This window comes from Amycolatopsis sp. EV170708-02-1, assembly GCF_022479115.1.
GTDB lineage: Bacteria > Actinomycetota > Actinomycetes > Mycobacteriales > Pseudonocardiaceae > Amycolatopsis.
This window is the reverse complement of the sequence record NZ_CP092497.1, coordinates 8815249-8839701: the sequence shown is the minus strand read 5'-3', so window position 1 is coordinate 8839701 and position 24453 is coordinate 8815249. Positions and strand designations below refer to the sequence as shown.

Annotated in this window: 27 protein-coding genes and 1 tRNA gene; 12 read left to right on the top strand and 16 right to left on the bottom strand. The window is 69.4% G+C overall.

Annotated elements, in window-relative coordinates; translation table 11 throughout:
• Positions 1-42: 42 nt before the first annotated feature.
• Positions 43-1203: an epoxide hydrolase family protein gene (locus MJQ72_RS40505; RefSeq protein WP_240596163.1), complete on the top strand. Its 1161-nt coding sequence runs from the start codon at positions 43-45 to the stop codon at positions 1201-1203.
• On the opposite strand, the gene MJQ72_RS40500 is transcribed toward MJQ72_RS40505, so the two are convergent.
• Positions 1200-1808, bottom strand: coding sequence for a bacterial proteasome activator family protein (locus tag MJQ72_RS40500; protein WP_240596162.1), 609 nt, complete (start codon positions 1806-1808; stop codon positions 1200-1202). The two genes, MJQ72_RS40505 and MJQ72_RS40500, sit on opposite strands and share 4 nt — an antisense overlap.
• Positions 1809-1942: 134 nt before the next feature.
• On the opposite strand from MJQ72_RS40500, the gene MJQ72_RS40495 reads away from it, so the two are divergent.
• Positions 1943-3142, top strand: a complete 1200-nt coding sequence (locus MJQ72_RS40495; RefSeq protein ID WP_016330709.1) for a cysteine desulfurase-like protein — start codon at positions 1943-1945, stop codon at positions 3140-3142.
• On the opposite strand, the gene MJQ72_RS40490 is transcribed toward MJQ72_RS40495, so the two are convergent.
• Complete coding sequence (locus MJQ72_RS40490; protein ID WP_240596161.1) at positions 3139-4116, bottom strand: NAD(P)H-quinone oxidoreductase; 978 nt, start codon at positions 4114-4116, stop codon at positions 3139-3141. The two genes, MJQ72_RS40495 and MJQ72_RS40490, sit on opposite strands and share 4 nt — an antisense overlap.
• Positions 4117-4196: 80 nt before the next feature.
• On the opposite strand from MJQ72_RS40490, the gene MJQ72_RS40485 reads away from it, so the two are divergent.
• On the top strand, positions 4197-5738 hold the full coding sequence (locus tag MJQ72_RS40485) for a M28 family peptidase (protein ID WP_240596160.1): 1542 nt from the start codon (positions 4197-4199) through the stop codon (positions 5736-5738).
• A 62-nt stretch (positions 5739-5800) separates the two neighbouring features.
• Here MJQ72_RS40485 and MJQ72_RS40480 read toward each other — a convergent pair whose 3' ends face one another.
• The gene (locus tag MJQ72_RS40480) at positions 5801-6721 is read right to left on the bottom strand and encodes a neutral zinc metallopeptidase (protein ID WP_240596159.1); all 921 of its coding nucleotides are present in this window, start codon (positions 6719-6721) and stop codon (positions 5801-5803) included.
• Between the two features lie 537 nt (positions 6722-7258).
• Here MJQ72_RS40480 and MJQ72_RS40475 point away from each other — a divergent pair.
• Complete coding sequence (locus tag MJQ72_RS40475) at positions 7259-7762, top strand: MarR family winged helix-turn-helix transcriptional regulator (protein ID WP_240596158.1); 504 nt, start codon at positions 7259-7261, stop codon at positions 7760-7762.
• Here the strand turns inward: MJQ72_RS40475 and MJQ72_RS40470 are convergent.
• Positions 7752-8885 carry an RNA polymerase sigma factor gene (locus MJQ72_RS40470; protein ID WP_240601547.1) on the bottom strand — a complete coding sequence of 378 codons (1134 nt, stop codon included), beginning with the start codon at positions 8883-8885 and terminating at the stop codon, positions 7752-7754. The genes MJQ72_RS40475 and MJQ72_RS40470 overlap by 11 nt on opposite strands.
• A gap of 8 nt (positions 8886-8893) precedes the next feature.
• On the bottom strand, positions 8894-9301 hold the full coding sequence (locus tag MJQ72_RS40465; RefSeq protein ID WP_240596157.1) for a YciI family protein: 408 nt from the start codon (positions 9299-9301) through the stop codon (positions 8894-8896).
• A 103-nt stretch (positions 9302-9404) separates the two neighbouring features.
• On the opposite strand from MJQ72_RS40465, the gene MJQ72_RS40460 reads away from it, so the two are divergent.
• Together MJQ72_RS40460 and MJQ72_RS40455 are read left to right on the top strand one after the other, a co-directional pair.
• On the top strand, positions 9405-10391 hold the full coding sequence (locus MJQ72_RS40460; RefSeq protein ID WP_240596156.1) for a hypothetical protein: 987 nt from the start codon (positions 9405-9407) through the stop codon (positions 10389-10391).
• Positions 10331-11128, top strand: coding sequence for an RICIN domain-containing protein (locus MJQ72_RS40455; protein ID WP_240596155.1), 798 nt, complete (start codon positions 10331-10333; stop codon positions 11126-11128). The genes MJQ72_RS40460 and MJQ72_RS40455 overlap by 61 nt, the downstream gene beginning before the upstream one ends.
• Before the next feature lie 50 nt (positions 11129-11178).
• Here MJQ72_RS40455 and MJQ72_RS40450 read toward each other — a convergent pair.
• From MJQ72_RS40450 to MJQ72_RS40440, 3 genes are all read right to left on the bottom strand, one after another.
• Positions 11179-11267 (bottom strand) — tRNA-Ser (locus MJQ72_RS40450).
• A 44-nt stretch (positions 11268-11311) separates the two neighbouring features.
• On the bottom strand, positions 11312-11674 hold the full coding sequence (locus tag MJQ72_RS40445) for a DUF4190 domain-containing protein (RefSeq protein ID WP_240596154.1): 363 nt from the start codon (positions 11672-11674) through the stop codon (positions 11312-11314).
• A 23-nt stretch (positions 11675-11697) separates the two neighbouring features.
• Positions 11698-11985 carry a DUF2277 domain-containing protein gene (locus MJQ72_RS40440; RefSeq protein ID WP_240596153.1) on the bottom strand — a complete coding sequence of 96 codons (288 nt, stop codon included), beginning with the start codon at positions 11983-11985 and terminating at the stop codon, positions 11698-11700.
• Between the two features lie 113 nt (positions 11986-12098).
• Between MJQ72_RS40440 and MJQ72_RS40435 the strand changes: the two genes are divergently transcribed.
• Positions 12099-13052 (top strand): Ldh family oxidoreductase, encoded by a 954-nt coding sequence (locus tag MJQ72_RS40435; protein WP_240596152.1) that lies wholly within the window; start codon positions 12099-12101, stop codon positions 13050-13052.
• Positions 13053-13129: 77 nt separating this feature from the next.
• On the opposite strand, the gene MJQ72_RS40430 is transcribed toward MJQ72_RS40435, so the two are convergent.
• Both MJQ72_RS40430 and MJQ72_RS40425 read right to left on the bottom strand, forming a co-directional pair.
• Positions 13130-13348: an RNA-binding S4 domain-containing protein gene (locus MJQ72_RS40430; protein ID WP_016330720.1), complete on the bottom strand. Its 219-nt coding sequence runs from the start codon at positions 13346-13348 to the stop codon at positions 13130-13132.
• A 7-nt stretch (positions 13349-13355) separates the two neighbouring features.
• Positions 13356-14114: a serine protease gene (locus MJQ72_RS40425; protein ID WP_240596151.1), complete on the bottom strand. Its 759-nt coding sequence runs from the start codon at positions 14112-14114 to the stop codon at positions 13356-13358.
• 145 nt (positions 14115-14259) lie between these two features.
• Between MJQ72_RS40425 and MJQ72_RS40420 the strand changes: the two genes are divergently transcribed.
• Positions 14260-15084, top strand: coding sequence for an SDR family oxidoreductase (locus tag MJQ72_RS40420; RefSeq protein ID WP_240596150.1), 825 nt, complete (start codon positions 14260-14262; stop codon positions 15082-15084).
• A 138-nt stretch (positions 15085-15222) separates the two neighbouring features.
• Positions 15223-15858 (top strand): hypothetical protein, encoded by a 636-nt coding sequence (locus MJQ72_RS40415; RefSeq protein WP_240596149.1) that lies wholly within the window; start codon positions 15223-15225, stop codon positions 15856-15858.
• Here the strand turns inward: MJQ72_RS40415 and MJQ72_RS40410 are convergent.
• Entirely contained in the window at positions 15846-16694 is an 849-nt protein-coding gene (locus tag MJQ72_RS40410; RefSeq protein WP_240596148.1) for a LysR family transcriptional regulator, read from the bottom strand. The two genes, MJQ72_RS40415 and MJQ72_RS40410, sit on opposite strands and share 13 nt — an antisense overlap.
• Before the next feature lie 76 nt (positions 16695-16770).
• On the opposite strand from MJQ72_RS40410, the gene MJQ72_RS40405 reads away from it, so the two are divergent.
• The 3 genes from MJQ72_RS40405 to MJQ72_RS40395 all read left to right on the top strand — a co-directional run bounded on the left by MJQ72_RS40405 (position 16771) and on the right by MJQ72_RS40395 (position 20270).
• Positions 16771-17505 carry a glutamine amidotransferase-related protein gene (locus tag MJQ72_RS40405; protein WP_240596147.1) on the top strand — a complete coding sequence of 245 codons (735 nt, stop codon included), beginning with the start codon at positions 16771-16773 and terminating at the stop codon, positions 17503-17505.
• A gap of 72 nt (positions 17506-17577) precedes the next feature.
• Positions 17578-18840, top strand: coding sequence for an MFS transporter (locus MJQ72_RS40400; protein WP_240596146.1), 1263 nt, complete (start codon positions 17578-17580; stop codon positions 18838-18840).
• Positions 18841-19076: 236 nt separating this feature from the next.
• On the top strand, positions 19077-20270 hold the full coding sequence (locus MJQ72_RS40395; protein ID WP_240596145.1) for a diguanylate cyclase: 1194 nt from the start codon (positions 19077-19079) through the stop codon (positions 20268-20270).
• Between the two features lie 52 nt (positions 20271-20322).
• Here MJQ72_RS40395 and MJQ72_RS40390 read toward each other — a convergent pair whose 3' ends face one another.
• The 5 genes from MJQ72_RS40390 to MJQ72_RS40370 are packed head-to-tail and all read right to left on the bottom strand — an operon-like array spanning position 20323 to position 24442.
• Entirely contained in the window at positions 20323-20847 is a 525-nt protein-coding gene (locus MJQ72_RS40390; RefSeq protein ID WP_240596144.1) for a YbaB/EbfC family nucleoid-associated protein, read from the bottom strand.
• Positions 20844-21173 carry a type VII secretion target gene (locus tag MJQ72_RS40385; RefSeq protein ID WP_240596143.1) on the bottom strand — a complete coding sequence of 110 codons (330 nt, stop codon included), beginning with the start codon at positions 21171-21173 and terminating at the stop codon, positions 20844-20846. The genes MJQ72_RS40390 and MJQ72_RS40385 overlap by 4 nt, the downstream gene beginning before the upstream one ends.
• Positions 21170-23137 carry a hypothetical protein gene (locus tag MJQ72_RS40380; RefSeq protein WP_240596142.1) on the bottom strand — a complete coding sequence of 656 codons (1968 nt, stop codon included), beginning with the start codon at positions 23135-23137 and terminating at the stop codon, positions 21170-21172. Before MJQ72_RS40380 ends, MJQ72_RS40385 begins: the two co-directional genes overlap by 4 nt.
• An 11-nt stretch (positions 23138-23148) precedes the next feature.
• A complete protein-coding gene (locus tag MJQ72_RS40375; RefSeq protein ID WP_240596141.1) occupies positions 23149-23559 on the bottom strand; it encodes a hypothetical protein in 411 nt (136 codons plus the stop codon).
• 31 nt (positions 23560-23590) lie between these two features.
• A complete protein-coding gene (locus MJQ72_RS40370; RefSeq protein WP_240596140.1) occupies positions 23591-24442 on the bottom strand; it encodes an ESX secretion-associated protein EspG in 852 nt (283 codons plus the stop codon).
• Positions 24443-24453 lie beyond the last annotated feature (11 nt).

Below are 24453 nucleotides of genomic sequence, written 5' to 3'. Positions count from 1 at the left end.
CGAGGACCGCCACTGTCCTCGATCCTCCCTACCGTCGCCTTCATGACCGACGAAATCACGCCGTTCACGATCGCCGTCCCTCAACGCGACCTCGACGACCTCGCCGCCCGGCTGGCGAACACGCGTTGGCCGGACGAGATCGACGGCGTCGGCTGGGGCCTCGGGACGCCGCTCGGCTACCTCCAGGAGCTCGCCGAATACTGGCGGCTCCGCTACGACTGGCGCGCCCACGAGGAACGCCTCAACGGTTTTCCCGGTTTCCTGACGAACATCGACGGCGCGAACGTCCACTTCCTGCACGCGCGGTCACCGGAGCCGGACGCGATCCCGTTGGTGCTCACGCACGGCTGGCCGGGGTCCATTGTGGAATTCCTCGACGTCGCCGGGCCCCTTTCGGACCCGCGTGCGTACGGCGGAGACCCGCGGGACGCGTTTCACGTCGTCGTCCCGTCGTTGCCGGGGTTCGGTTTCTCCGGGCCGACGACCGAAGCGGACTGGGGCACCGGCCGGATCGCCGATGCCTGGGGAGTGCTGATGTCGCGGCTCGGGTACGAGCGGTTCGGGCTGCACGGCGGTGACTGGGGCGCGATCGTGTCGCGCGAGGTGGGCGTCCGGTCCCCGGAGCGGGTGATCGGCGCGCATCTGACGATGCTGCCGCACGCGGTCCCGGAATCCGAGGCCGATCTCGAGGGGCTCTCCGGTGAGGAGCTCGCGCGGGGTGAGGCGGCGCTGGCGCGCGGGCGGGAGTTCCAGACCGGCGAGCTGGGCTACGCGATGATCCAGGCGACCAAGCCGCAAACGCTTGCCTACGGGCTCACCGACTCGCCGGCCGGGCAGCTCGGCTGGCTCGTGGAGAAGTTCAAGTCCTATTCGGACTCGCGTGACGTCCCGGAGGACGCGATCGATCGTGACGACCTGCTCACCAGCGTGATGCTCTACTGGCTCACCGGCACGGCGAACTCGTCTTCGCGGATCTACGCCGCGCTGGGCCCGGCTTGGGGCGAAGAGCCGTCGCGGTCCACAGTGCCCACCGGGGTGGCCGTGTTCCCGAAGGACACCGGGCTCCCGATCCGGCACCTCGCCGAGCGCACTGACAACATCGTGCACTGGTCCACTCCGGACCGAGGCGGTCACTTCCCGGGGCTGGAGGTGCCGGATCTGCTCATCGACGACCTGCGGACGTTCTTCAGTCCGCTGCGCTAGAGGTACTGACCAGGTCCGTGCGACTCGCCACCGGCCGCGTGCCCGCCCAGAGCGGCGCCGCCCGCGGAAGGACCGGCCGGCAGCCCCCGCCGCATCTGCTCCAGCTGCACCCGCGCGGCCATCTGCTGCGCGAACAGCGCGGTCTGGATGCCGCTGAACAGCCCTTCCAGCCAGCCGACGAGCTGCGCCTGCGCGATCCGCAGTTCGGCATCGGAGGGCGTCGAGTTCTCGGTGAACGGCCGCACGAGCCGCTCCAGCTCGTCCTGTAGCTCGGGCGCGAGCGCCTGCTCCAGCTCACGGATCGAGGTCTGGTGGATCTCGCGCACGCGGGTGCGGCTGGCGTCGTCCAGCGGCGCGGCGCGGACCTCCTCCAGCAGCTGTTTGATCATCGTGCCGATGCGCATCACCTTGGCGGGTTCCTCGACGAGGTCGCCGAGCGACTCCTCCTGCCCCTCCTCGCCGGAGTCGGAGCCGGGGGCGGCGATGCGTGCGGTGCCGACCGGGGTGCCGTCGGGACCGACGACCACCACATGGTGTGGGGAGTCTCCGCCGCCGTCACCGGGGGTGGTCGATTCGCGGGAAACTGGGTCGGTCATGTGCTCCATCCTGGCCTACGTCGGGCGCGAAGCGCAGTGTGGTTTTCGGCGCCGTCTCCGAGCGTAGCGGGAATCGTCGCGCCCCGTGGTCGGGCAGCCAACCCCGGGTAAAGCGCCAAACCGCACGTCCGTACGGTGTCCCCATGGCGTTCGACGTCGCTCGTATCCGTGGGTTGTTTCCCGCGCTGGGTGACGGCTGGATTCACTTCGACGGCGCCGCCGGAATGCTCGTACCTGAACAGGTCGCTTCGGCCGTATCCACGGCCATGCGCGCTCCGGTGTCCGGGCCGGGTGGAGCGTTTCCGGCCTCCCAGCGCGCGGAAAGCATTGTCACGGCCGCTCGCCGGGCGGTCGCCGACCTGGTCGGCGCCGACCCGGCCGGAGTCGTGCTCGGACCCAACGCGCCCGATCTCATCCGCCGTCTCGTCGACGCGATGGCCGATCGCTGGACGATCGGTGACGAGGTCGTCGTCTCCCGGCTCGACGAGGAGGCCAACCTCGCGCCGTGGCGCCGCGCGGCGAAACGCGTCGGCGCGGTCGTGCGCTGGGGCGAGATCGACATCGAGACCTGTGAGCTGCCCGCCTGGCAGTACGAGAACCTCGTCTCCGCGCGCACGAAGGCCGTCGCGGTCACGCTGGCGTCCGGTTCGGTCGGCACCCGGCCCGACGTCCCGACGGTGATCGAGTTCGCCAAACGCGTCGGCGCGCTGGTCGTCGTCGACGCGACGTACGCGGCGCCGTTCGTGCCGCTGGACCTCAACGCGCTCGGCGCCGACGTGATGGTCGTTTCGGCGCAGGCCTGGGGCGGGCCGTCGGTGGGGGCGCTGGTCTTCCGTGACCCCGAACTGCTCGAACGGCTGCCGTCGGTCTCGCTCGACCCGGCCGCGCGCGGTCCGGCCCGGATGGAGCTGGGGCCGCACGCGTACCCGTTGCTGGCCGGGCTGATCGCGTCGATCGACTATCTGGCCGGTCTGGACGACGCCGCGCTGGGCTCCCGGCGCGAGAAGCTGGTGACGTCGCTGGGCTCGGCGAAGTCGTACCACGCGGGACTTCTGGCGCAGCTGTCCACGGAGCTGCGTTCGCTGCGGCACGTCATGGTCATCGGCGACGCCATGCGCAGGATCCCCGCGCTCGCGTTCGCCGTCGCGGGCAAGAAGGCGCCCGAGGTCGCCGAATACCTGGCGTCCCAGGGGCTCTGCGCCTTCGCCGACGACGGCACGAGCGGTGTCTTCGGGTCGCTCGGCGCCGCCGAAGTCGGCGGCGCCGTCCGCATCGGCCTCGCGCATTACTCGAACGTCTTCGAGGTCAATCAGCTCGTCCGCGTGCTGGAAGAGATCCGCTAAGACTTCGCCGCCAGCAGAACCTTGCCGAAAACCGTGCCTTCTTCGAGCGCGCGGTGCGCCGAAGCGGCTTCGGCCATCGGGACGACCTGGCCGACGATCGGCTGCACCGAACCCTGCTCCACCAACGGCCACAGCCGCTCGCGGACGTCGGCGACGATCGCCGCCTTCTGCTCCAGCGGCCGCGAGCGCAGGCCCGCGCCGAACACGCTGGCGCGTTTGCCCATCAGCTTGCCGATGTTCAGCTCACCCTTGACGCCGCCCTGCATGCCGATGATCACCAGCCTGCCGTCCATGGCCAGCGCGTCGATGTTGCGGCCGAGGTACTTGGCGCCCATGTTGTCGAGGATGACGTTCGCGCCGCCGGTTTCGGCGCGCAGTACCTCGACGAAATCCTGCTCCCGGTAGTTGATCGCGAGGTCGGCGCCGAGCTGGCGGCAGCTCTCCAGCCGTTCTTCCGAACCCGCGGTCACCGCGACCGTCGCGCCGAGCGCCTTGGCGACCTGGATCGCGTGCGTGCCGATCCCGCCCGCGCCGCCGTGGACGAGCAGGACGTCACCCTCGGACAGGCCGGCGTGCATCACCACATTCGCCCAAACCGTGCACGCGACTTCGGGCAGTCCGGCGGCCGCGAGCAATTCGACTTCGGCGGGAAGAGGAAGCAGTTGTCCGGCGGGCACGGCGACCTTTTCCCCGTAGCCTCCACCGGCGAGCAAAGCACAAACTTCGTCACCGATTCGCCATCCTTCGACGCCTTCGCCGATTTCGGCGATCGTGCCCGAACATTCGAGTCCGAGGATTTCGCTGGCACCCGGCGGAGGAGGATAGTTTCCCTGGCGTTGCAGCAGGTCAGCGCGGTTGACGGCGCTCGCGGCGACCTCGATGACGACTTCGCCTTCACCGGCAACGGGATCGGGGACCTCGGTCCATTCGAGAACGTCGGGTTCGCCGGGCTCACGGATGGTGATCGCATACATACAAACGACCCTATCCCGGTGTCGTAAAGTCCGCCGAACGTCGGTTGACCTGTGGCGTAAACCACACAAAGGTGACGCCCATGTCATATTCGCGAAGAAGCATCGTTCCCTCGATCGTGGTGATGGCCACCGCCGCGCTCACGGTCGGAATGGCTCCCGCTGCGACGGCGACGACCGGGCTCGACGGCCCCGCGCTGGCCAAGCAGCTCGTCAACAAGGTCGACGTGAACAACGTCAACCGGCACCTGATCGCGTTCCAGCGGATCTCGGACGCGACCGGTGGCCGCCGCGCGGCCAGCACCGAGGGCCACAAGCGGTCCGCGGAGTACGTCGCCACGAAGCTGGAGCAGGCGGGCTTCACGGTCACGCGGCAGGAGTTCCCCTTCACCTACGCGGAAACCCTCGCGGAGAAGCTGACGGTCGCGGGCGCCGACGTCCCGATCATCATCATGTCCTACAGCCCGTCGACGCCGGACGGTGGAATCACCGCCCCGCTCGCCGTGGTCCCGGTGGACGACACCAGCGGCTGTGAAGCGGCCGACTACGCCGGCGGGGTCGCCGGCAAGATCGCGCTGATCCAGCGCGGTGGCTGCTCCTTCGCGCAGAAGCAGGCGACGGCCGCCGAGGCGGGCGCCCTCGGCGCGATCGTCTACAACAACGTTCCTGGCCCGGTCAACGGCACCCTGGGCGACCCGTCCGCGGCCAAGATCCCGACCGGCGGCATCACCCAGGCCGACGGCCAGGCGCTCGCCGCCAAGGCCGGCGCCTCGGTCACCCTCGACCTGCGTGCCTTCCAGGAGGCGCGGACCAGCTACAACGTCCTCGCCGAGACCAAGACCGGTCGCAAGGACAACGTCGTGATGCTCGGCGCCCACCTCGACAGCGTCACCGAGGGCCCCGGCATCAACGACAACGGCACCGGCTCCGCCGCGCTGCTGGAGACCGCGCTGCAGCTGGGCAGCAAGCCCAAGGCCAACAACGCCGTCCGCTTCGGCTGGTGGAGCGCCGAGGAGTTCGGTCTCGTCGGCTCGACCCACTACGTCAACTCGCTGAGCTTCGAGCAGCAGCTCGACATCGCGCTCTACTACAACTACGACATGATCGGCTCGCCGAACGCGGCGTACTTCGCCTACGACGGTGACAACTCCGACGGTGTCGGCGCGGGTGCGGGCCCGTACGGTTCGGCCCAGCTGGAGAAGACCCTGGTCGACTACCTGCAGCTCGGCAAGGGTGTCCCGGTCGAGGGCACGGACTTCACCGGCCGCTCCGACTACGGCCGGTTCATCGCGGTCGGCATCCCGGCCGGTGGCCTGTTCACCGGTGCCGAAGGCGTGAAGACCGCGGCGCAGGCGGCCAAGTGGGGCGGTAGCGCCGACGTTCCTTACGACAAGTGCTACCACCAGGCGTGCGACAACCTCGGCAACGTCGACCGCGTCGCGCTCGAACGCAACTCCGACGCCGTCGCCTGGGCGCTGGGCGTGTACGCGACCAGCACCGCGAACATCAACGGTGTCTCGGGCAGCTCGGCCGCGAAGGCGAAGGCCCTTCGCGCGACTGAGCGGTCTCAGCAGCGGAGCATGACGGCTTCCGTCCAGGCCGACGACCACCACGTCGCCGCCTGATCCTCAAGAAGCCTCGTGAGTGGCAAGGACGGTTCTAACCGTCCTTGCCACTCACGAGTTTTTCAGCCCAGGTTGTTGGTCGCGAAGGTGTCGCACCGCGCCGGCTGCCCGGTCTGGAAGCCGGTGGTGAACCACTTCTTCCGCTGCGCCGAAGTGCCGTGGCTGAACTTCGACTCGTCGACCCGGCCCCCGCCGAGCTTCGACTGGATGTAGTCGTCACCGATCCGCGAAGCGGTGTCCAACGCGGAGTTGACGTCCTCCTGGCTGATCTCGCTGATCAGCGGCCGCCCGGACTCGGTCGGCGTGGTCGTGGCGTGGTTCGCCCAGACACCGGCGTAGCAGTCGGCCTGGAGTTCGAGCCGCACCGAACCCGACGTCGGCCCGCTCCCGGTTCCCTTTTTGGACACTCCGGTGAGGTTCTGCACGTGGTGGCCGTATTCGTGGGCCAGCACGTACGCCTCCGCGAACGGCCCGCCCTGCGCGCCGAACCGGGTGCGGAGTTCGTTGAAGAAGCCGAGATCGATGTAGACCTCGGAGTCGCCGGGGCAGTAGAACGGCCCGACGTCGGAGGTCGCGTTGCCGCAGGCCGTGTTCACGCCGCCGTTGAAGAAGTTCGTGACGGCCTTGCGGTAGGTCGACCCGGACCGCTGGAACTCCTGGCCCCAGTAGTCCTGGATCGAGTTGATGATGGCGACGATCGCGCAGTCGTGGTTCCGGTTCGCGTCCGCGCCGGTCTTGCACTCCTGCGACAGCGACGTGTTGTCCATCTGCTGCCCGGAGCCCACGCCGCCGAGGCTGCCGATCCCGCCTGACGACGGGTTCAGGCTCACGCCGCCGAACTGGGAGAAGAGGAAGTAGATGACGAGGCCGACCACGCCGAGCCCGCCGCCGCCGAGTGCCACCCGGCCGCCGATACCGCCACCGCCGCCTCGCAGGTCCTCGACCTCGGAGGTGTCCAGGCCCGCGCCTTCGTCGAATCGCACGGGGGAAGCGTAGCCGGAAGACCCCGGATATGCCTGGGTGCGGCCGCGCAGTGCGGCCGCACCCAGGACTACCGAGGTTGTCTTGTTCCGATCGCCGGTTGGCCGCGATCACCGGGCCGGCGTCCTGCGCTGCCGAGGCGGTCGAAGAGGCCGCGAACCCGAAACAGGCCGGAGTGACGCCGAATGCGCCAGAATTGTCGAGCGCATCCGAGATGCCCGCGCTCGTCGCTGTTCACAGTCGCGACCGACCCGGTCCTTTCCGTTCCGGTCGCGGGGACACAGCAGGCGGTCAACCGCGAGAATCACCCGCCATACCACCACCTGACCCTTCCCGGCTGGGGAGCAGGTCCGGCGGCCATCCTACGGTCCGCCCGGTACTTGCCCGACCATCCGCTGACAAGCAGAATGCGCCTTTTCGCGCCGAGTCTCAACCTTTTCGTAACCCTCCTTCGGGCGAATGTTCCGCCGGATTTTTCAGGGGCCGAAAAGTGACCGGTGGGTATGCGCCTTGCGCGATCAACGCTCTACTCTGCGTGGATGGCGGTGGAGCAGAAGGAAGTGCGCTGGCTGTCCGAGTCCGAGATGGTCGCCTGGCGCTCGTACATCGTCGCCACCATGCGGCTGCGGCAGCGCCTCCATCGCGAACTCTCCGAGCGTCACGACGTCACCCTCGCCGACTACGAGGTCTTGGTCTGCCTTTCGCTCCAGCCCGACAGGCGGATGCGGATGACGGAGCTGGCGAGCATGCTCGGCTCGACCAAGAGCAGGCTTTCGCATCAGATGGTCCGGCTGGAGGCCGACGGCCTCATCCGCCGCACCCGCGACCCGGCGGACAAGCGCGGTGTCGTCGCGGAGATGACCGGGAGCGGCGCACAGCTGCTGGAGGGCGCGGCGCCGACGCATGTCGAAGGGGTCCGGGAACATCTGATCGACCTGCTGACTCCCGAGGAGCAGCGCGTGCTGGGGCAGGCTTTCGGGCGCGTGCTGGATCACCTGTCGGAGATCGACGGCCTGCCGCGGCTGCCGCCGATCACTTCCTGAGCCTCGCCGCCTGACGCGTCAGGTGCGCGCGTTCGGCCTGGTCGGACGCCTTGTCTGCGGCCTCGTCGTACAGCCTTGCCGCGGTCACCGGATCACCGTCGCGCTCGTGCAGGTACGCCGCCACCGCGGCGTACCTCGGCAGCGAATCGTCCAGTTCCGCGAGCGCGGCCAGCCCCGCGCGCGGTCCGTCCGCCTCGCCGACGGCGACCGCGCGGTTGAGCCGGACGACCGGGCTGCCGGTCAGCCGCGTGAGTTCGTCGTACCACTCGACGATCTGCACCCAGTCGGTCTCTCCGGCGGTGGGCGCGTCGGCGTGGAGCGCCGCGATGGCGGCCTGTGCCTGGAATTCGCCCAGCCGGTCGCGGGCCAGCGCGGCTTGGAGGATCTCGACGCCCTCGGCGATCAGGCGCGTGTCCCAGGCGCCGCGGTCCTGTTCGGCGAGGGGCACCAGCTCGCCGTCGGCCGCCGTCCGCGCGGCGCGCCGGGCGTGGTGGAGCAGCATGAGGGCGAGCAGCCCGGCGACCTCGGGATGGTCGATCGAGGCGAAGAGCCGCCGGGTGAGCCGGATGGCCTCGGCGGCGAGGTCGACGTCGCCCGAGTAGCCCTCGTTGAACACGAGGTAGAGCACGCGGAGCACGGTGGCGACGTCGCCCGCCTGGTCGAAACGCACTCCGGAGACGGTGCGCTTGGCGCGGCTGATGCGCTGCGCCATCGTCGCCTCGGGCACCAGGTACGCCTGGGCGATCTGACGGGTGGTGAGCCCGCCGACGGCGCGCAGGGTGAGCGCGACCGCCGAAGCCGGCGTCAGCGACGGGTGGGCGCACAGGAAGTAGAGCTGCAGCGTGTCGTCCACCGCGGGCGCGGGACCCGGCGCCGGCTCGTCGTCGACGAGGTCCTCGCGACGGCGGCGGGCGGCATCGGACCGTGCCATGCCGAGGAACTTGCGCCACGCGACGGTGACGAGCCAGCCCTTCGGATCGTTCGGCCGTCCATCGGGCCAGACGCGGACGGCCTCGATCAGCGCCTCCTGGACGGCGTCCTCGGCCGACGCGAAGTCGGCTCCGCGGCGGACGAGGATCCCGAGGACGTTCGGCGTGAGGCTCCGGAGCAGGGCCTCGTCCAGCTCGGCGGTCACTCCGTGGTGACGAGCGGCTCGCCCCACAGCGGACGCAGTTCGAGCCATTCGTGGATCGGCTTCCCGCCCGCTCCCGGGGCGGCCGACAGTTCACCCGCCAGTTCGAGCGCTCGCTCGTAGCTGTCGACGTCGATGATCATGAAACCGGCGATGAGGTCCTTGGTCTCGGCGAAGGGGCCGTCGGTGACCGGCGGTTTGCCCTCGCCGTCGTACCGCACGAAGGTGCCTTCGGGAGCGAGAGCCTGCTCTCCGACGAACTCGCCGGTCTTCACTAGCCGGTTCGCGAAGTCCCTCATGTAGTCGATATGCGCCGTGATCTCCTCCGGCGCCCATTGCTCCATCGGGATGTCGTTCACCGCTGCCGGAGCGCCGCGGTAGTGCTTGAGCAGCAGGTACTTGGGCATGCCGGAAGGGTAGCGGGAGTCTGCCGGTCCTTCTGCCTGGTGCGGCTATACATCCGATCTCTAGCGTCCTTGTCGCGTTCCTCCACCGCGAAAGGAAGAGCCCTTGTCCAAGGCGAAACGGCGATCAGCCTGCCTGCTCGTGACCATCGGTCTCGTCTGTGGCCTGCTCACCGGAGAAGCGGTCGCCTCCGGTGTGGACCCGGCCCCGCTCGCTCCAGCCGTCGCTCAAGCGCTGATCGCCGCCAACCCGGTGATCTGCGAGGGCGACGGAGTCTCCGGCAAACGTGTCGAGCTGGTGTACGTCCGTGAAGCCGGCCAGCCCGACCGGTACGCGACCGTCGTGCCGTCCCTGCGCGCCTACGCGTCCGGGATCGACGATTCGTTCAACGACAGCGCCGCGGCGACCGGCGGCAGCAGGCATCTCCGCTACGTGACGGCCGCGGGCGCGGGCTGCCAGGTCGCCGTCGCGAACCTCGTGGTGCCCGACGGCACATACCAGTCCGGCGCGATCCGCGACCGCGCCATCCAGGCCGGTTTCTTCGACGCGAACCGCGACTACATGCTGTTCTCCGACAACCCGCACACCTGCGCGGGCACCTGGGGCGACAGCGACGACCAGCCCGGTCCCGCCAACGCCTTCAACAACGGCAGGCATTACACGGAGATCGCCGTCCCCTGCTGGGGGGTCAACGCGGCCGCCCACGAACTGGGCCACATGCTCGGCGCGGTCCTGCCGGGTGCCCCGCACTACCAGGGCGGCGGGCACTGCTCCCAGGAATGGGATCTGATGTGTTACGGCGACACCCAGTCCTTCGACTGCACGGAACGCGACTTCGACCGGCTGCTGGACTGCGGCAACGACGACTACTTCAGCACGAACCCCACGCCGGGCAGCTGGCTCGCCACGCACTGGAACGTCGCGAACAGCGCCTTCCTGATCAAGAAGGACACCCCGACAACGACGACGGCCACGCCAGGGGCGGGAAGACCTACGTCATCACCGGCGCGAGCGGTAACGCGATCGACGTCGTGGGCTCGTCGACCGGCGGCCTGGTCAACCTCAGCCACCGGCCGCGGACCGACGCGATGAGCCAGAAGTGGATCCTGGGCTACAACACCGGTCTTCAGCTGGTCAACGCGAACAGTCAGCTGTGCGCCGACAGCGCCCAGAGCGGGACGGCGCCGGGAACGCCGATCCTGCAGTACAACTGCAACGGCCAGAACGGCATGCGGTGGGCGTTCCAGCCGCTCGGCAACGGCAAGGTGGCGATCTTCAACTACCTGACGGGTTACGCGATCACCGACGGCGGCGCTTACCCGGCGCCTCTGGTCCAGCGGCCCTACACCGGAGCGGCGAACCAGCAGTGGACTCTGAACCCCGTCGCCGATCCCGGTCCGAAGGCGGGCAAGAAGTACTACTTGACCGTCGCCACCAACGGCAACAGCGCGGCGGTCGTGGACGGCTCGTCGTCGGCGGGCGCGAAGATCACCAACGTGGCCAGGCAGAACGACAACGGCCAGAAGTGGCGGCTCACCGACGCGGGCGGCGGGTACTGGAGGATCTCCAACGAGCGGAGCGGTCAGTGCCTGCGGCCGGTCTCCGGCAGCACCGCCGAGGGCGCGCAGTTCGAACAAACGCACTGCGGCTCGGCCACCAACCAGCAGTGGAAGCTGTTGCGGAGCGCCGACATGCGCTACGGGCTGGTGAACCGGGCGAGCAAGCTGGCGGTGCGGCAGATCAACAACGGCACGGCTTCGCTCCTGGAGCAGCGGCCGTTCCAGGGCGGCCGTAGCGACGAGACCGTCTGGGCGCTCGTGCCCGCGTGACGCGAAGCGCCCCAGGTCGGCTGGACCTGGGGCGCTTTCGTTTTCAAGAGTGGCGGTAGCGGTGGGATTCGAACCCACGGAGGACAGAGCCCTCGCATGTTTTCAAGACATGTTCCTTCGGCCGCTCGGACACGCTACCGCTGTCGAGGGTATCCGACGGGGCTTTGGTGAAACGCTTCGGATCTAGTCGAAGTCCCAGTCGGTCAGGATGCCCACGAAGATGACGCCGATCAGGATCAGCACGATGACCGCGACGCCGAGATAGCCGATGATGATCGCCGCGAGCGCCATTCCCTGGCCGCCCGCTTCCCCGCGTTTGGCCTTGGAGTGCGCGATGTGCCCCATGATGACGCCGGCGATCGACGGCAGCCCGCTGCACGCCACGAGACTGGCGATCGACACGACCAGCGCCGCGATCGCCAGACCTTGTTCCTGTGGCGGCATCGCCGGGCCGTATCCGTAACCCGGTTGCTGGTACGGCTGCCCGTACGGAGGTTGCTGGCCGTAGGGCTGCTGCTGACCGTAGGGGTCTTGCGGGTATGTCACCCGCTAACCGTAACCGCCGGGGCTCAGGAAGCCTGGCTCTTCGCGGCCTTCGCCGCGATTCGTGCCTGGACCTCGGGACGGCGCAGCGGCGGCACCGTCGCCGGCGGCTGACGGCGTGGCGGCAGCTCGGACAGCACTCGCCGGGTGATCTCGGTGATCTCGGCGACGGCGGCCTCGAACGGCTCGCGGGTGGCGTCGGACAGGCTCTGCACCCCGGACACCTTGCGGACGTACTGGCGGGCGGCGGCCTCGATCTCGTCCGGCGTCGCCGCCGGTTCCAGGCCTCGCAGCGTGGTGATGTTGCGGCACATGCCCCGATCGTACGTCCGCCCACCGACGTTTCCGAGTGCTCCGATCACACAGTCGGTTAGAAGCTGCCCTGGTTCGTTGACGCCGAAAAACGCGTTTGGGCACCCTCGGCGGAGTGCCCCTCAGACCTCGCTCTCTTCGCCGTGCGCCCGTCGAGCCGATCCCCGAACCGGCCGAACCCTCCCCGATACCGGAACAGGTCTGGCAACGCGTCCCGATCGACGCCCTGATCGACCTGGTCACCGAGATCTTCACCGCGCACGACCTGCCGTGGTCGCGGGCCAGGATGGCCGCCGAGGCGTTGTGCCACGGCGATCTCACCGGAACGCCGGAATCCGGTGTCGCCGAACTGACCCGGCTGCATCTGCCGATGCTGGCCGACGGGACGGTGCGGCCGAGGGCCGAACCGCTGATGATCGCCGACCGCGGCGCCGCCGCCCTGATCGACTACCGCCGCGCGCCGGGCCTGTGGGCCGTCGGCGACGCGATGGACCGGGCGGTGTCCCGGGCCGGCCGGTACGGCGTCGGGCTCATGTCGGTGCGCGGCGTCGGGCCGTTCGGCCGCGCCGGGCACCATGCCGCGAGGGCGTTGCCGCACACCATGATCGGGCTCGTCATGGCGGCGGGCGGGGAGCGCGGGACGGCCGCGAACCCGCTCGGTATGGCCGCCCCCGCCGGCGCGTACCCCGAATTCGTCCTCGATCTGGACACGCTCGGGGACGTCGACGGCGCCGGCAGTGCCGCCATCGCCGGCTTCGCCCTGCTGGTGGAGATCTTCGCCGGGGTGCTGGCGGGCGTCGGCGACCACGATCACGACACCGGACTGATGGTGATGGCCATCGCGCCGACGACGCTGCGCAGCGCCGACGGGTTCTACAAGGCCGCGAGCGCGTTGTTCGGCAGCCTGCTCGGCTGGGAGGGCGGCACCCCGGTCCGCTATCCGGGCTGGCGCGAGGCGCAGTACCTCGAACAGTGCCAGGCGCTGGGTGTCCCGCTGAACGAGCCGGTGCACCGCGAACTCGAAGAACTCGCGAGGGCGTTGCGCCTGGCGCCGTTGCAGGGCCGCTGAAGGGGACTTTCCCCGCATAAGACGCGGTGAAGGGCGCTTTCCTCGCATCGCATGCGGGGAAAGTCCCCTTCAGCCCGCTAGCCCAGGACGACGCGGCCGCCTTCGCCGCCGACCTCCACGACGTCGCCGTTCGTCAGCTGGCGGCCGCGCCGGACCTCGACCTCGCCGTTGACCGTGACCTCTTCGGCGTCGAGGAGGTCTTTGGCGTGCGATCCGTCTTCGGCCAGGTTGGCCAGTTTGAGGAACTGGCCGAGGCGGATCGGTTCACCGGTGATCGGGACGTCGTGGATGCTCATGGGGAGATCATCCCCGTGCGTCCATCTTCCGGTACAAGGTGGCGACGTCGGTGTCGAAGTAACTGCTGTACGACGTGTCCGGATCGTCCCCGCCGTACAGGTAGCCGCCGATCACGCCGACGACGGTGCCGAGTTCGGTCTTCGGGTCGGGGTCGACGACCCACGGCCCGCCGCTGGTCCCGGTCGTGAAGCCGGGGCACGCGACGCGCATCTGATAGGTGTCGGCCTGCGCGCTGGTGCCGTGGCAGACGACCGGCGCCTCCCGTTCGTCGGGATACCCGGTCAGGGTGATCGGGTGGGCGAAACCGCCACCGGTCAGCAGGGTGTTGGCGCCCGTGACGCTTTCGAGGGTCTTGGGGTTGCCGGTCTGACGGGCGGTCGCGAACCCGACGTCCAGGTCGGGATCGGAGGAATCGGCCCAGCCGTCGGGAACCTGCGGATCCGAGACCTCCCAGTAGCCGTACGGCGCGATACCGTCGTGGTAGCCGGGCGCGAACGAGATCCCCGTCGCGTACTCGCCGCCTTCGCCGTCGTGCAGGCAATGCGCCGCCGTGAGCAGGAGGTCTCCAGGAGCGCTGTGGACGACGCTGGCCGTGCAGAAATGCGTTCCGTCCAGGAAGAGCGCGCCGATCGCGGGATTGGTCCGCGGTGCCGAAGGGGTGGCCGCCACCGTCGCGGCGGCGCCGTCTTCGGCCGGCGCGGGCTCCGGCACGGCGGAGCAACCGGACAGAACGACACAGAGCACGAGCAACAGGGCGCGGCGCATCGCCTTCCTTTCGCTCGTCCACGGCCGTCGGTTACAGATCACCATAAGCGGGGGGCGAACACAGCCCGAATCGATCAACGCACAGCAAGCTCACAGCCGTAGTATGTGTTACCTCCGGTAACAGTCGAGTGGGTTGGGAGCGGGTATGAAGTCGTTCACGGACAAGGTCGTGGTGATCACGGGCGCGGGCTCGGGAATCGGCAGGGCGCTCGCGATCGAGCTGGCGGGGCGGGGCGCCCGGCTGGCGCTCTCCGACGTCGACGTCGTCCGTGCGGCGGGCACCGTCGCGGAATGCGAGAAGGCGGGCGCGACCGCGAAGGCGTACGAGCTCGACGTCGCCGACCGTGACGCCGTTCTCGCGCACGCCGAGGAGGTCGCCGTCGATTTCGGTGGTGCCAACGTCGTGGTGAACAACGCCGGGGTCGCGCTCGGCGCCACGGTCGAGGAAATGACCTGGGACGACTACGACTGGCTGATGGGGATCAATCTCGGTGGTGTGGTCAACGGCACGAAAGCGTTTCTGCCCCAGGTGATCGCTTCGGGTGACGGGCACATCGTCAACCTTTCGAGTGTGTTCGGTTTCATCGGCGTGCCCACACAGAGCGCTTACAACGCCGCGAAATTCGCGGTGCGCGGGTTCACCGAGGCGCTGCGGCAGGAAATGCTGATCGCCCGGCATCCGGTCAAGGTCAGCTGCGTGCATCCCGGTGGTATCAAGACGAATATCGCCCGTGACGCGCGGGGCGGCGTCGAGCGGGACATCGACAAAGCCGCCGAGGGCTTCGAAAAGATCGCGAGGACGACGCCGGAGAAGGCCGCGCAGACCATCGTCCGTGGTATCGAACGGGGGACGGCGCGGATCCTGATCGGTCCGGACGCGTACGCCATCGACGCGATTCCCCGCGTGCTCGGCTCCTTTTACCAGCGGCCGCTGGCGCTGTTGGGGCGCTGGGGAATGCGGAATCTCTGAGAAACCGGAAGCCACTGAACGGAGTAACCCTCCGTGGTCCGGACGGCTCGGGATAACTCGATCGGGGTGCGTTACTTACGGCGGCGTCGGAAATGCACCACAATGCTCAAGTTCGTGATTCCCCTTCCGGAGGTCCCCATGCCGCGCGCCGCCCAGCGCCGTACGCCGACCGATGCCGCGCTCTCCGTCGAGACGGCGGAGTTGCTGGACCGGACCGGGATCATCGCCGCGAGCCTGCCGAAACGGCGGCGCAGCCCGGAGAACGAACCCGAGCCCGAGCCGATGCCGGTGCGGCCCCCGGTCTGCGAACCGGTGGTGGACAAGGATCTGCGCCCCAAGGCCGTCGTCATCCATCGCCGCGCCCGGTCCTGGCTGGTCGGCGGAGCGGGGGTGGCGCTGCTCGCGATCGGCTGGTTCGCCGGCACCTTCACCTTCCAGCCGGTCGACGACACCGCCTTGCCCGAGCAGCCGTCGCCCGCCGTGGTGACCCAGCAGGCGGCCCCGCCGGTCGCGGCGCCCGCGCCGCAGGCCGCCCCGGTGACCGTTTATGTCCCGGTCACCGTGAAGGAGCAAGCGCCCGCGACGAAGAAGAAGCCCGCCAAGGAACGGGTCGTCGCCCTCCCGCCCGCCGAGACCAGGCCGCCGGAGCAGCCGCGTGCCGACCTCGGCTCGCGCGAAAAGGTCACGCAGGACATCCGGAACATGATGGACCCCGTCGTGGCGAGTTCCCTGGCGATGGAGATGGCGCAGGGAATGGTGAGTTACGGCCGCTGACCGGTCAGTGTGGCGGCCAGCGCGGAGCCCTCGCCGGGATCGCCGTGCACGAGTTCGGTGCGGTGCACCACCCGCGGTGAGGACAGGGAAAGCGCGCTCACGCCGGTGATCACGTCTGCCGGGAGCAGGGCCAGCCCCTGACCGGCGGCGACCAGGCCGAGCAGCCCGCGGACGTCGGTCCCGGTATAGCGCAGCCGGCCGCGGAATCCGTCGGTCGAGGCGAACTTTCTCAAGCGTGCCAAGGGAATCGCCGTATCCGGCGCGTCGATCCACGCCGCGTCGGCGAGTTCGGCGAGCCGGACCGTCCGCCCCGCCATCGGATGGCCGTCGGGTACCGCGACCGCGAGCGGGCGTTCACCGACGACGGTGGTGGTGAGCGGGCCGACGTCCGGCAGCGGGAGCGGATCGCTCGGCGCGGTCATGCCGTCGACGAGGCCGAGGTCGAGTGATCCCGTCGCGACCTCCGTCAGGACGTCTTCACGGCCCAGGACACGCAATTCGGTGCCACGACGCGCGGCGGTGGCGACTTCGGCGGTGAGCGACAGCGGGGTGAGCCCGAGGACGACCCGTCCGGTGGGGGCCGCGGTGAGCCGGGCGAGGTCCGCTCGGGCGGCGTCGAGCCGGGTCAGCAGCGGACCGGCGTGTTCGAGGAGACGTTCCCCGGCCCGGGTCGGGGCGACAGGACGCCGGGTGAGCAGCTCGGTGCCGAGGTCGTGTTCGAGCGCGGCGATGTGCTGGGAGATCGCGGATTGCGTGTAGCCGAGGTCGCGAGCCGCTTGCGAGAACGAGCCGCCGCGGGCCACCGCCACGAAGGTGCGGAGCAGATGGGTCTCCATGCCCATCAGTATCGCTTATGGGAGCAGCAGGGATCATCGTTGGCGCTGAACTCGGTTCGCGGGTCAGGATGGCCGCATGACACAGACAGCCCGGGTCGCCCTGGTCGGCGACCGATCGGACGGCGTCCGCTCCCATGTCCGCATCCCGACGCTCTTCGAGCGGCTCGCCGAACGCGACGGCCTCGAACTCGACGCCTATTGGATCCCGACGGACGCCGCCGGGGACCTCACCGGTTTCGACGCCGTCTGGCTGGTGCCCGGCAGTCCTTATCGCTCCGAATCCGGTGCGGTCGAGACCGTGCGTGCCGCGCGTGAGAACGGCATCCCGTTCCTCGGCACGTGCGCCGGTTTCCAGCACGCGCTGCTGGAGTTCGCGCGGAACGTCTGCGGTCTCGGCGGGATCGGGCACGCGGAGAACGAGCCGGATTCGGCCGAGCGGTTGATCGTCCCGCTCGCCTGTTCGCTCGTCGGGCACGAGGGCGCCGTCCACCTCACGCCGGACACCCTGGCCGCACGGGTTCTCGGAGCGGCGCGTTCCGTCGAGCGATACCACTGTTCGTACGGTCTCGACGCCCGGCACCTGGACACCTTGGCGGCGAACGGGGTGGTCTTCAGTGGATTCGACGACGATGGCGACGCGCGGATCGCGGAACTTCCGGAGCACCCGTTCTTCCTGGCGACGCTGTTCCAGCCGGAACTCGCCGGCGACGGGACCCGGCCGCATCCGCTCGTCCGGGCGTTCGCGCTGGCCGCGGTGGAGCACGCGAGCCGGTCGATCCACAGTGTCGTCAGTGTCCATAGTGGACACTGACGGTCGTCGTGGGCCGGATGGCCGCTGACACAGCGGAAGTGATCGACTACCGTGAGCCAAGGGGAGGGGCTCATGGAGAAGGGGGATCCCGCTCGGAGCACCGCGTTCAAAGCCGCTTTCGCGGTCGGCGAGTTCCGTGCGTTGTGGGCGGCCGAGGCGCTTTCGCAGGCCGGTGACCAGCTGGCCAGGGTCGCGTTGTCGGTGCTGGTCTGGGAAAGAACGACGTCGGCGGGGCTGACCGGGCTCACCTACGGCCTGACGTATCTGCCGACGCTGATCGGCGGCACCCTGTTCGCCGGATTGGCGGACCGGTATCCGCGACGGACGGTGATGATCGTCTGCGATCTGCTGCGCGCGGCGATCGCGGCGCTGATGGCCGTCCCGGGGGTGCCGTTGCCGGTGCTGGCCGGGCTGCTGGTGATCCTGACGACGGCGGGCGGCCCGTTCCGGGCGGCGCAGCTCGCGTTGCTCCCGGACGTCCTCGAAGGCGACCGGTACATCGCCGGGCTCGCGGTCCGGACGATCACCATCCAAACGGCACAGCTGGCCGGATTCGGCGGTGGCGGACTGGTGATCGGGCTCGTGACGCCCTACTGGGGCCTGGTGATCGACGCGGTGACCTTTGTGGTCTCGGCGTTGCTCGTGTCCATCGGCGTGCGTCGCCGAAGGCCCGCCGCCACGGAATCTTCGGTGAAAAGCCGTGTGGCGCGGGCTTTCAGTGGCGAAGGCGCCAGAGAACTGTGGCAGGGCAAGGGAATCCGGGTGCTCTTCGGGTTGAAGATGCTCGCCGGGTTCGCCATCGCGCCGGAAGGGCTCGCGGCACCGCTCGCCGTCGGGCTGGGGGCGGGCAGTTTCGCGGTCGGTCTTATTCTCGCGGCCGATCCGATCGGCTCGGTAATAGGTTCGTGGATCTTCACGAAATGGGTTCCGGCGCGACGGAAAACGCGAATCGTCGGCATTCTCGCCATCGCATCCGTCGTTCCTCTGGTCTTTGTCTTCTTTCGCCCTCCGTTACCCGTCTGCCTCGCGCTGATCGCGCTCAGCGGGGCCTTCGCGGCGCCGTACCACCTGCAGGCGGTCGCGTTGATGGCCCGCGCGGTGCCGGACGGCGTCCGGGCGCAGGTGATGGGGCTGACCTCGACGAGTTTGGTGACCGTGCAAGGAATCGGGATCATGCTCGCGGGCGGCCTCGCCCAGCTGACCGGTCCGTTCGTGGCCGTCGGGGTGGCCGCGACGGTGGCCGTCGTCTCGGCGGGACCGATGGCGATGGCGTGGAAACGCGCCATCGCCACCGGCCCCGATGTATGGCTCCCGGCCGGGAGCCGAACCGGCTGAATTGGTGGGATCAGTCCTCGCGACCGTTCATGATGGTCCTCCCTCCCACTGCTCCATCTGTGTGTTCCGGAAATGACTCGAGCCACCCTCAGTACTACCTCGGATACATTGAAATGTGTACGGAAGGGGGACCGGTGACGATGATTATGGGGGATGTGGAACTCGCCGGAGAAGGGGCCGGTACACGTCTGAGAGCCAGGGTCCGACGCTGGGAATTATGGTCCGGACCACGCGGTGTGCCCGCGGTTTTCCTTGTGGTGGAAGGCCTCGCGGCGGCGGCCGCGGTAATCGCCTTGCTCCGATCGAACTACGAGACTACGGAATTCGTCCGATTTGGATCACTGCTCGGCCTCGCCGTCCTGCAGGCCGAGCTTTCGCGTTCGGTGGAACGGTTGCGCCGCACGCTGTGCGACCGGCCGCATATCAACATGACTTCGGTGTGGACGTTCGCGGGGGTGCTCGTCCTGCCGTCCGGGCTCGCGCTCGCCCTCGGATTGCTCATCTACCTGCATCTTTGGCTCCGGGTGTGGCGGGGGATGAGCCACCGCCCGGCCTACCGCGTCGTGTACTGCGCGGCGGCGATCGTGATCTCCTGCCTGGCCGCGGGGGCCATCGTCTCCGGCTGGAACGGGCTGCCCGCGGGGTTCGCCGGCTCGCTGAAGATCGTCGAGGCGGCGGCCGTGTTCACCGTGGCCAACGCGTTCATCGTGGCGCTCTCGGTCTACCTGCACACCGGGGCCAGGTCCCTGCGGTCGCTGTTCGGCACCGGCGACGACAACCTGCTGGAAGTCACCACCCTGGTGCTCGGCACCTCGACGGCGCTCGGCATCGTGCACGCGCCCGCGCTCGTCCCGTTCGTGCTGCTCCCGGTGCTGGTGCTGCACCGCAGCGTGCTGGTGCGGCAGCTGGAGATCGCGGCGAGCATCGACCGCAAGACCGGCGTCCTGAACGCGCACGCGTGGCACGCGCTGAGCGAACGCGAGCTTTCGTCGGCGGCGAGGGCGAAACGCAAACTCGGCGTGCTGATGCTCGACCTCGACCATTTCAAGCAGGTCAACGACGTCTACGGGCATCTCGCGGGCGACGTCGTGCTCAAGGTCGTCGCGAAGACGATCTCCGAGCACGTACGCGACTACGACTCCGTCGGCCGCTTCGGCGGTGAGGAGTTCGTCGTGCTGCTTCCCGGCGCGACGGAGAGCGAGGTGCTCCCCGTGGCCGAGCGCGTCCGCCGCGCGGTGATGGCGATCGAGGTCGAGGTCGCGACCGCTTCAGGGCCCCGGGTCGTGCGCGGGCTTTCGGTGTCGATCGGCGTCGCGGTGTACCCGTCGGGCGGGACCGTGCTGGAACGGCTGCTGCACGTCGCCGATTCCGCGCTCTACCAGGCGAAGAACAGCGGGCGGAACCGCGTCGTCTCGCTCGCGGCCGCCTGACGCCTCGTGAGTGGTAAGGACGGTTAGAACCGTCCTTACCACTCACGAGGGGTTACCAGGGCGAGTTCTCCTCGTCGTCCGGCGCTTCGTGACGCCGTTCGCGAGGGGCCTGCGGCGGAGGCGGAGCGTCGGTCGCGGACGCCGGCGGTGCGGGCGGCGGAGCAGGTGGCTCTTCCTCCTCGATCTCGGGGAAGCGGCTGCGCAGGGTGCCGATCATCAGCGCCCTGGTCTCCTGGTCCTCGTCGCCGAGCGATTCCTGCATGACCTCGGCGACCTGGCCCGCGATCCCGGCCTGCGCCTGGTGCATGGTCTGCAGGATGGCCCGCGACAGTTCCTCCAGCGGGTACGTCCTGGCCTTGTTCCCGAACTCGATGTCCGTCACGCCGCCGTCCGCCCCGACGGTGATCTTCACGGCGCCGTCGGAGCTGGACGCGGTCAGCCGGAGCTGCTCCGTCCGCTCCTGGGCGGCCGCGTAACGCTGGGCCTTCTCTTCCAGCCCCGCGGCCCATCGCTCCATTTTGCGCTGGGCCTCGTCCGGGTCCAGCATGAGCTCGCCGAGTTCGTTCGCGCCGGTCACTGCTTTCCTCCGATGTCCAAGGCCGGGAAGTCCGCCTTGAACGGTTCCGCGTTGGTCTTGTCACCGTCTACATAGGACTTGGCCGCGGTGCGGACGTTGTCGGCCGTCGACTGGATCCCTTCCACGGCCGCCTTGATCGTCTCCGCCGCGCGTTCGCCCGCCGGGTTGACGATCGGCGGCAGGAACGCGCACAGCAGGCCGTACGCGTCCGACGACATCGCCGAACCGGTCGCGGCGTGCGCCGTGTTCAGCCGGTCCACGAGCCCTTCGAGATGGCTCGCGTGCGCGGTCAGGTCGTCCGGATCGACCTCGAACGAAGCCGTCACTTCCAGTCCTTGTTCTTCCAGTCGCCGATCACCGGCGGCGCCACGACCTCGTCGGCGGCGAAGAAGGACGGGTCGTCGGATTCGACGTAGTCGGCGACCTTGTGCTCCTTGTCCTCCTGGCCCTGCCCCTTGCCCGCGCCGGGGGCCATGCCGCCCATCGGGCCCATGCCGCCGGGGGTGCCCGGCTTGCCGCCGGAGCCCGCCGCACGGGCCGCGGCCGCCTCGGCGTCCATCGCGCCCGCGCCGACGGCGCCGCCCATGCCGAGCGAGCCGGTCGCCCGTCCGGCGCCGCCGAGACCGCCACCGCCCGCACCGCCGGCGCCACCCGCACCGGTGCCGCCGCCGAAGCCACTGGTCCCGCCGGTACCGCCACCGCCGGGGATGTTCGGCATGCCGAGTTTGGGCGCGTTGTACGGAGTGCCCTTGTACGAGTTGCCGTCGGGGAACGAGGGGCCGGTGAGCCGCTCACCGATACCGCCGGGCCGCGGGATCGGCGGGATGTTCGGCATGACCGGCCTCGGCCCGCCGCTGTTGGGCCCGTTCGGGATGGGGAGGCTCGGTGGCGTGAACGGAAGGCCGTTGCCGGGCCGCGGTCCGCCGCTCTCCGGGATCGGCGGCATGTTCGGCGGGGTGAACGGCGGCGGCGAAACGGACGGGGGCGTGTAGCCCGTGGTGCGCGTGCTGTCGTCGATCTTGGGCATGTTCGGGAGGTTGGGGCCCGAAGACGCGGCGGGTTTGTAGGTCTCGCCGCCGGTCGGCCCGTTCGGGATGGTGGGCATGTTGGGCATGGCCGGGCTGGAGCCCGGGCCGCCGGGACCGCCACCGCCGGGGAAGCCGCCCGGACCGCCACCCGGTCCACCACCGGGACCGCCGCCCGGTCCGCCGTTCGGCGAGCTGAACGGCGACACACCGCCGGGGCCGCCGGTCCCGCCCTGCGGCGTCCCGTCCATCGAAGCGACGAGGCCGTCCGGGCGCGTACGGTCCGAGGCCGCGGTGAACGGGGTGCCGTCGGCGCCTTCGGGTGCCATCCGGTCGCGAAGCGTGCCGGCGGGCGAACCCGCGCCACCACCGGCGGGGCTCCCTTGCAGCTGCCTGGTCGCCGTCGCCAGCTTCGGCGGGGCGGGGAACGCCGGGGTGGCGATCGCCGCGCCGACCGTGGTGTCGAATTCGGTCATCACCTTCGCGGCCTGGTCCCGCGCGTCCTGCTGCTTCTTGAAGGTGGTGAGATCCTTGCCGAGCTGCGCCATGTACACATACGGGTCGGTGATCTTCTGCAGGTTGGCGTTGGCCTCCTGCACGTTGAACGCCACCGGCGGGTTCGCCGCCATCAGCTTCTGCGTCTCGTTGAGCGTCTGCGAGTGGATCTGCTGCTGCCGCCCGGCCAGTGTCGCGCCGTTCGCGGTCGAGCCGAGCCATTTGCCGACACCGGCGAGGTGCTCGCGGGCCGCGTCGCCGCCCTCGCCCTCCCAGTTGGCCGTGCTCGCGCTGATCGCCTTCGCCAGGTTGCGCTGATGCGAGGCCAGGTCGTTGCCCGCCCGGATCCACTCTTCGGAGGTCTCGCCCACCGCGGCCGGATCCGCGTTGTCCGCGATCGCGGTCTGCATCTGCTCGTGGGTGGCGTTCGCCCAGACCGTGGACGGCGGCTCGCCGGGTTTGCGGAGGTCCAGGTTCTTGTCGAGACCTTCGCGCGCCTTCTCCAGCTGCGCCTCGTACATCTTCTGCGTGAACTGGTCCTTCACGAGGACGAGCGGCGTGTTCCCCCAGCCGAGGATGTTGAAGATGGCGTCCGTCCCGGCAGAGGCCCCGGCCCGGATCTCGTCACCGGAGGCGGCCTCGTCCGCCAGCGGCCCGACGTAGTAATCGGACGACGAGTCGGCCGTCGGGTCGTAGTGCGGGTCGAGCTTGTCGTAGTCGGGCGAGTTCGGGTCGGAGACCTTCGCCGTCTTCTCCTCGGATTCGGTCACGGGTCTCTCCTTCAGATCTCGGTGTCGATCTGCTTCAGGTCGCGCTGGTTCTGGGTGTCGCGTTCCCGGTAGTTCCGCTGGGCGAGTTCGATCGCCTCGATGTAGGTCGGGAACTCGGCACGGGCGGCCTGGAGCTGGGTGAGCAGGCCCTGCGCGTCGGTCGCGGTGCCGTGCATGTGCTCGGAAACCCAGCGGGCGGTCGCGGTGGAGCTCATCGCCGGCGACTTCTGCAGCTTCGTCAGCGCGCTCCAGCGCTCTTCAAGGCTGTCGATCACTCCTTGGAGCGAACGGATCATCTCTTTGCCGGTGGTCTCGTCGACGGCGAAGCCGCCCTGCTTGGCCATGTCCTTCAGCCGCGCGCTCGCGAACGCCACCTTGCGTGCCGCCATCAACGGCTGCGCTTCTTGTGCTTCCTCGGTCAACGGAGGGTCCTCTCGCCGGATTCGGGAAGGGTCAGTAGATGTCCGCGATGGCGTCCCGGATCGAATTCGCCACGCCCGACTGGCTCGCCGGGTCGTAGTGACCGATCACGGCACCGGAGGCTTCGTCGGTCTCGGTCCAGACCAGGTACCGGCCGTCTTCGGTGTCGAGCCAGCTCAACGGTGTGGACCGGAGCCGTTCGCCGCGGCGGCCGATCCCGCTCACGATGATGTACCCGCCGCCGAGGCGGGGCCCGGACAGCACCTTCTCCAAGACCTCGACGTCGCTCTCGTCGTTGCGCGGCGACGGCGCTTCCGGCCGGGCGCGGACGACGCCGGTGAACTGGAGGTTGCCGAACGCGTCGGTCTCCTCCTCGTCGAACTCGGCTTCGGCCTGGCGGCGCGCGGTCATCGCGGAGACGGCGCGCTCCTCCTTCTGCACGATCGTGCGGCGGCCGGTCGACGCGGGGCGCATCCGCGGCAGCACGCCGGAGAGGACCTCGACCAGCTCTTCGTCGGAGAAGAGCGCGAACTGCAGGAGGTCTTCGCCGTGGGCCTGCGTGATGCCGAGCGCCTGCCTGCCGTCGGTGAGGGCGAGGACGGCGATGTCCTGGCCGAGGCCGTCGATACCGTTGATCGAAACGGTGATCCGGTGGTTCGCCAGCAGCGCGAACGCGGTGCGGACGGCCTGGTTCAGCTCGCCGTTGACCGACAGGCGGCGCTGTTCGAGATCGGTATAGACCTTCCGGACGATCGCGGCGTAGCGCTCCGGGTCGATCGAAGTGTTCTGGACGCGCAAGGGAAACAAGCGGGCATCGACGCCAAGCGCCCGCCCGACCACTGTCGCCTCGACCGTCCCCAGCGCGAAATCGGCTCGCTCAGCCATGCTTCTGCGCT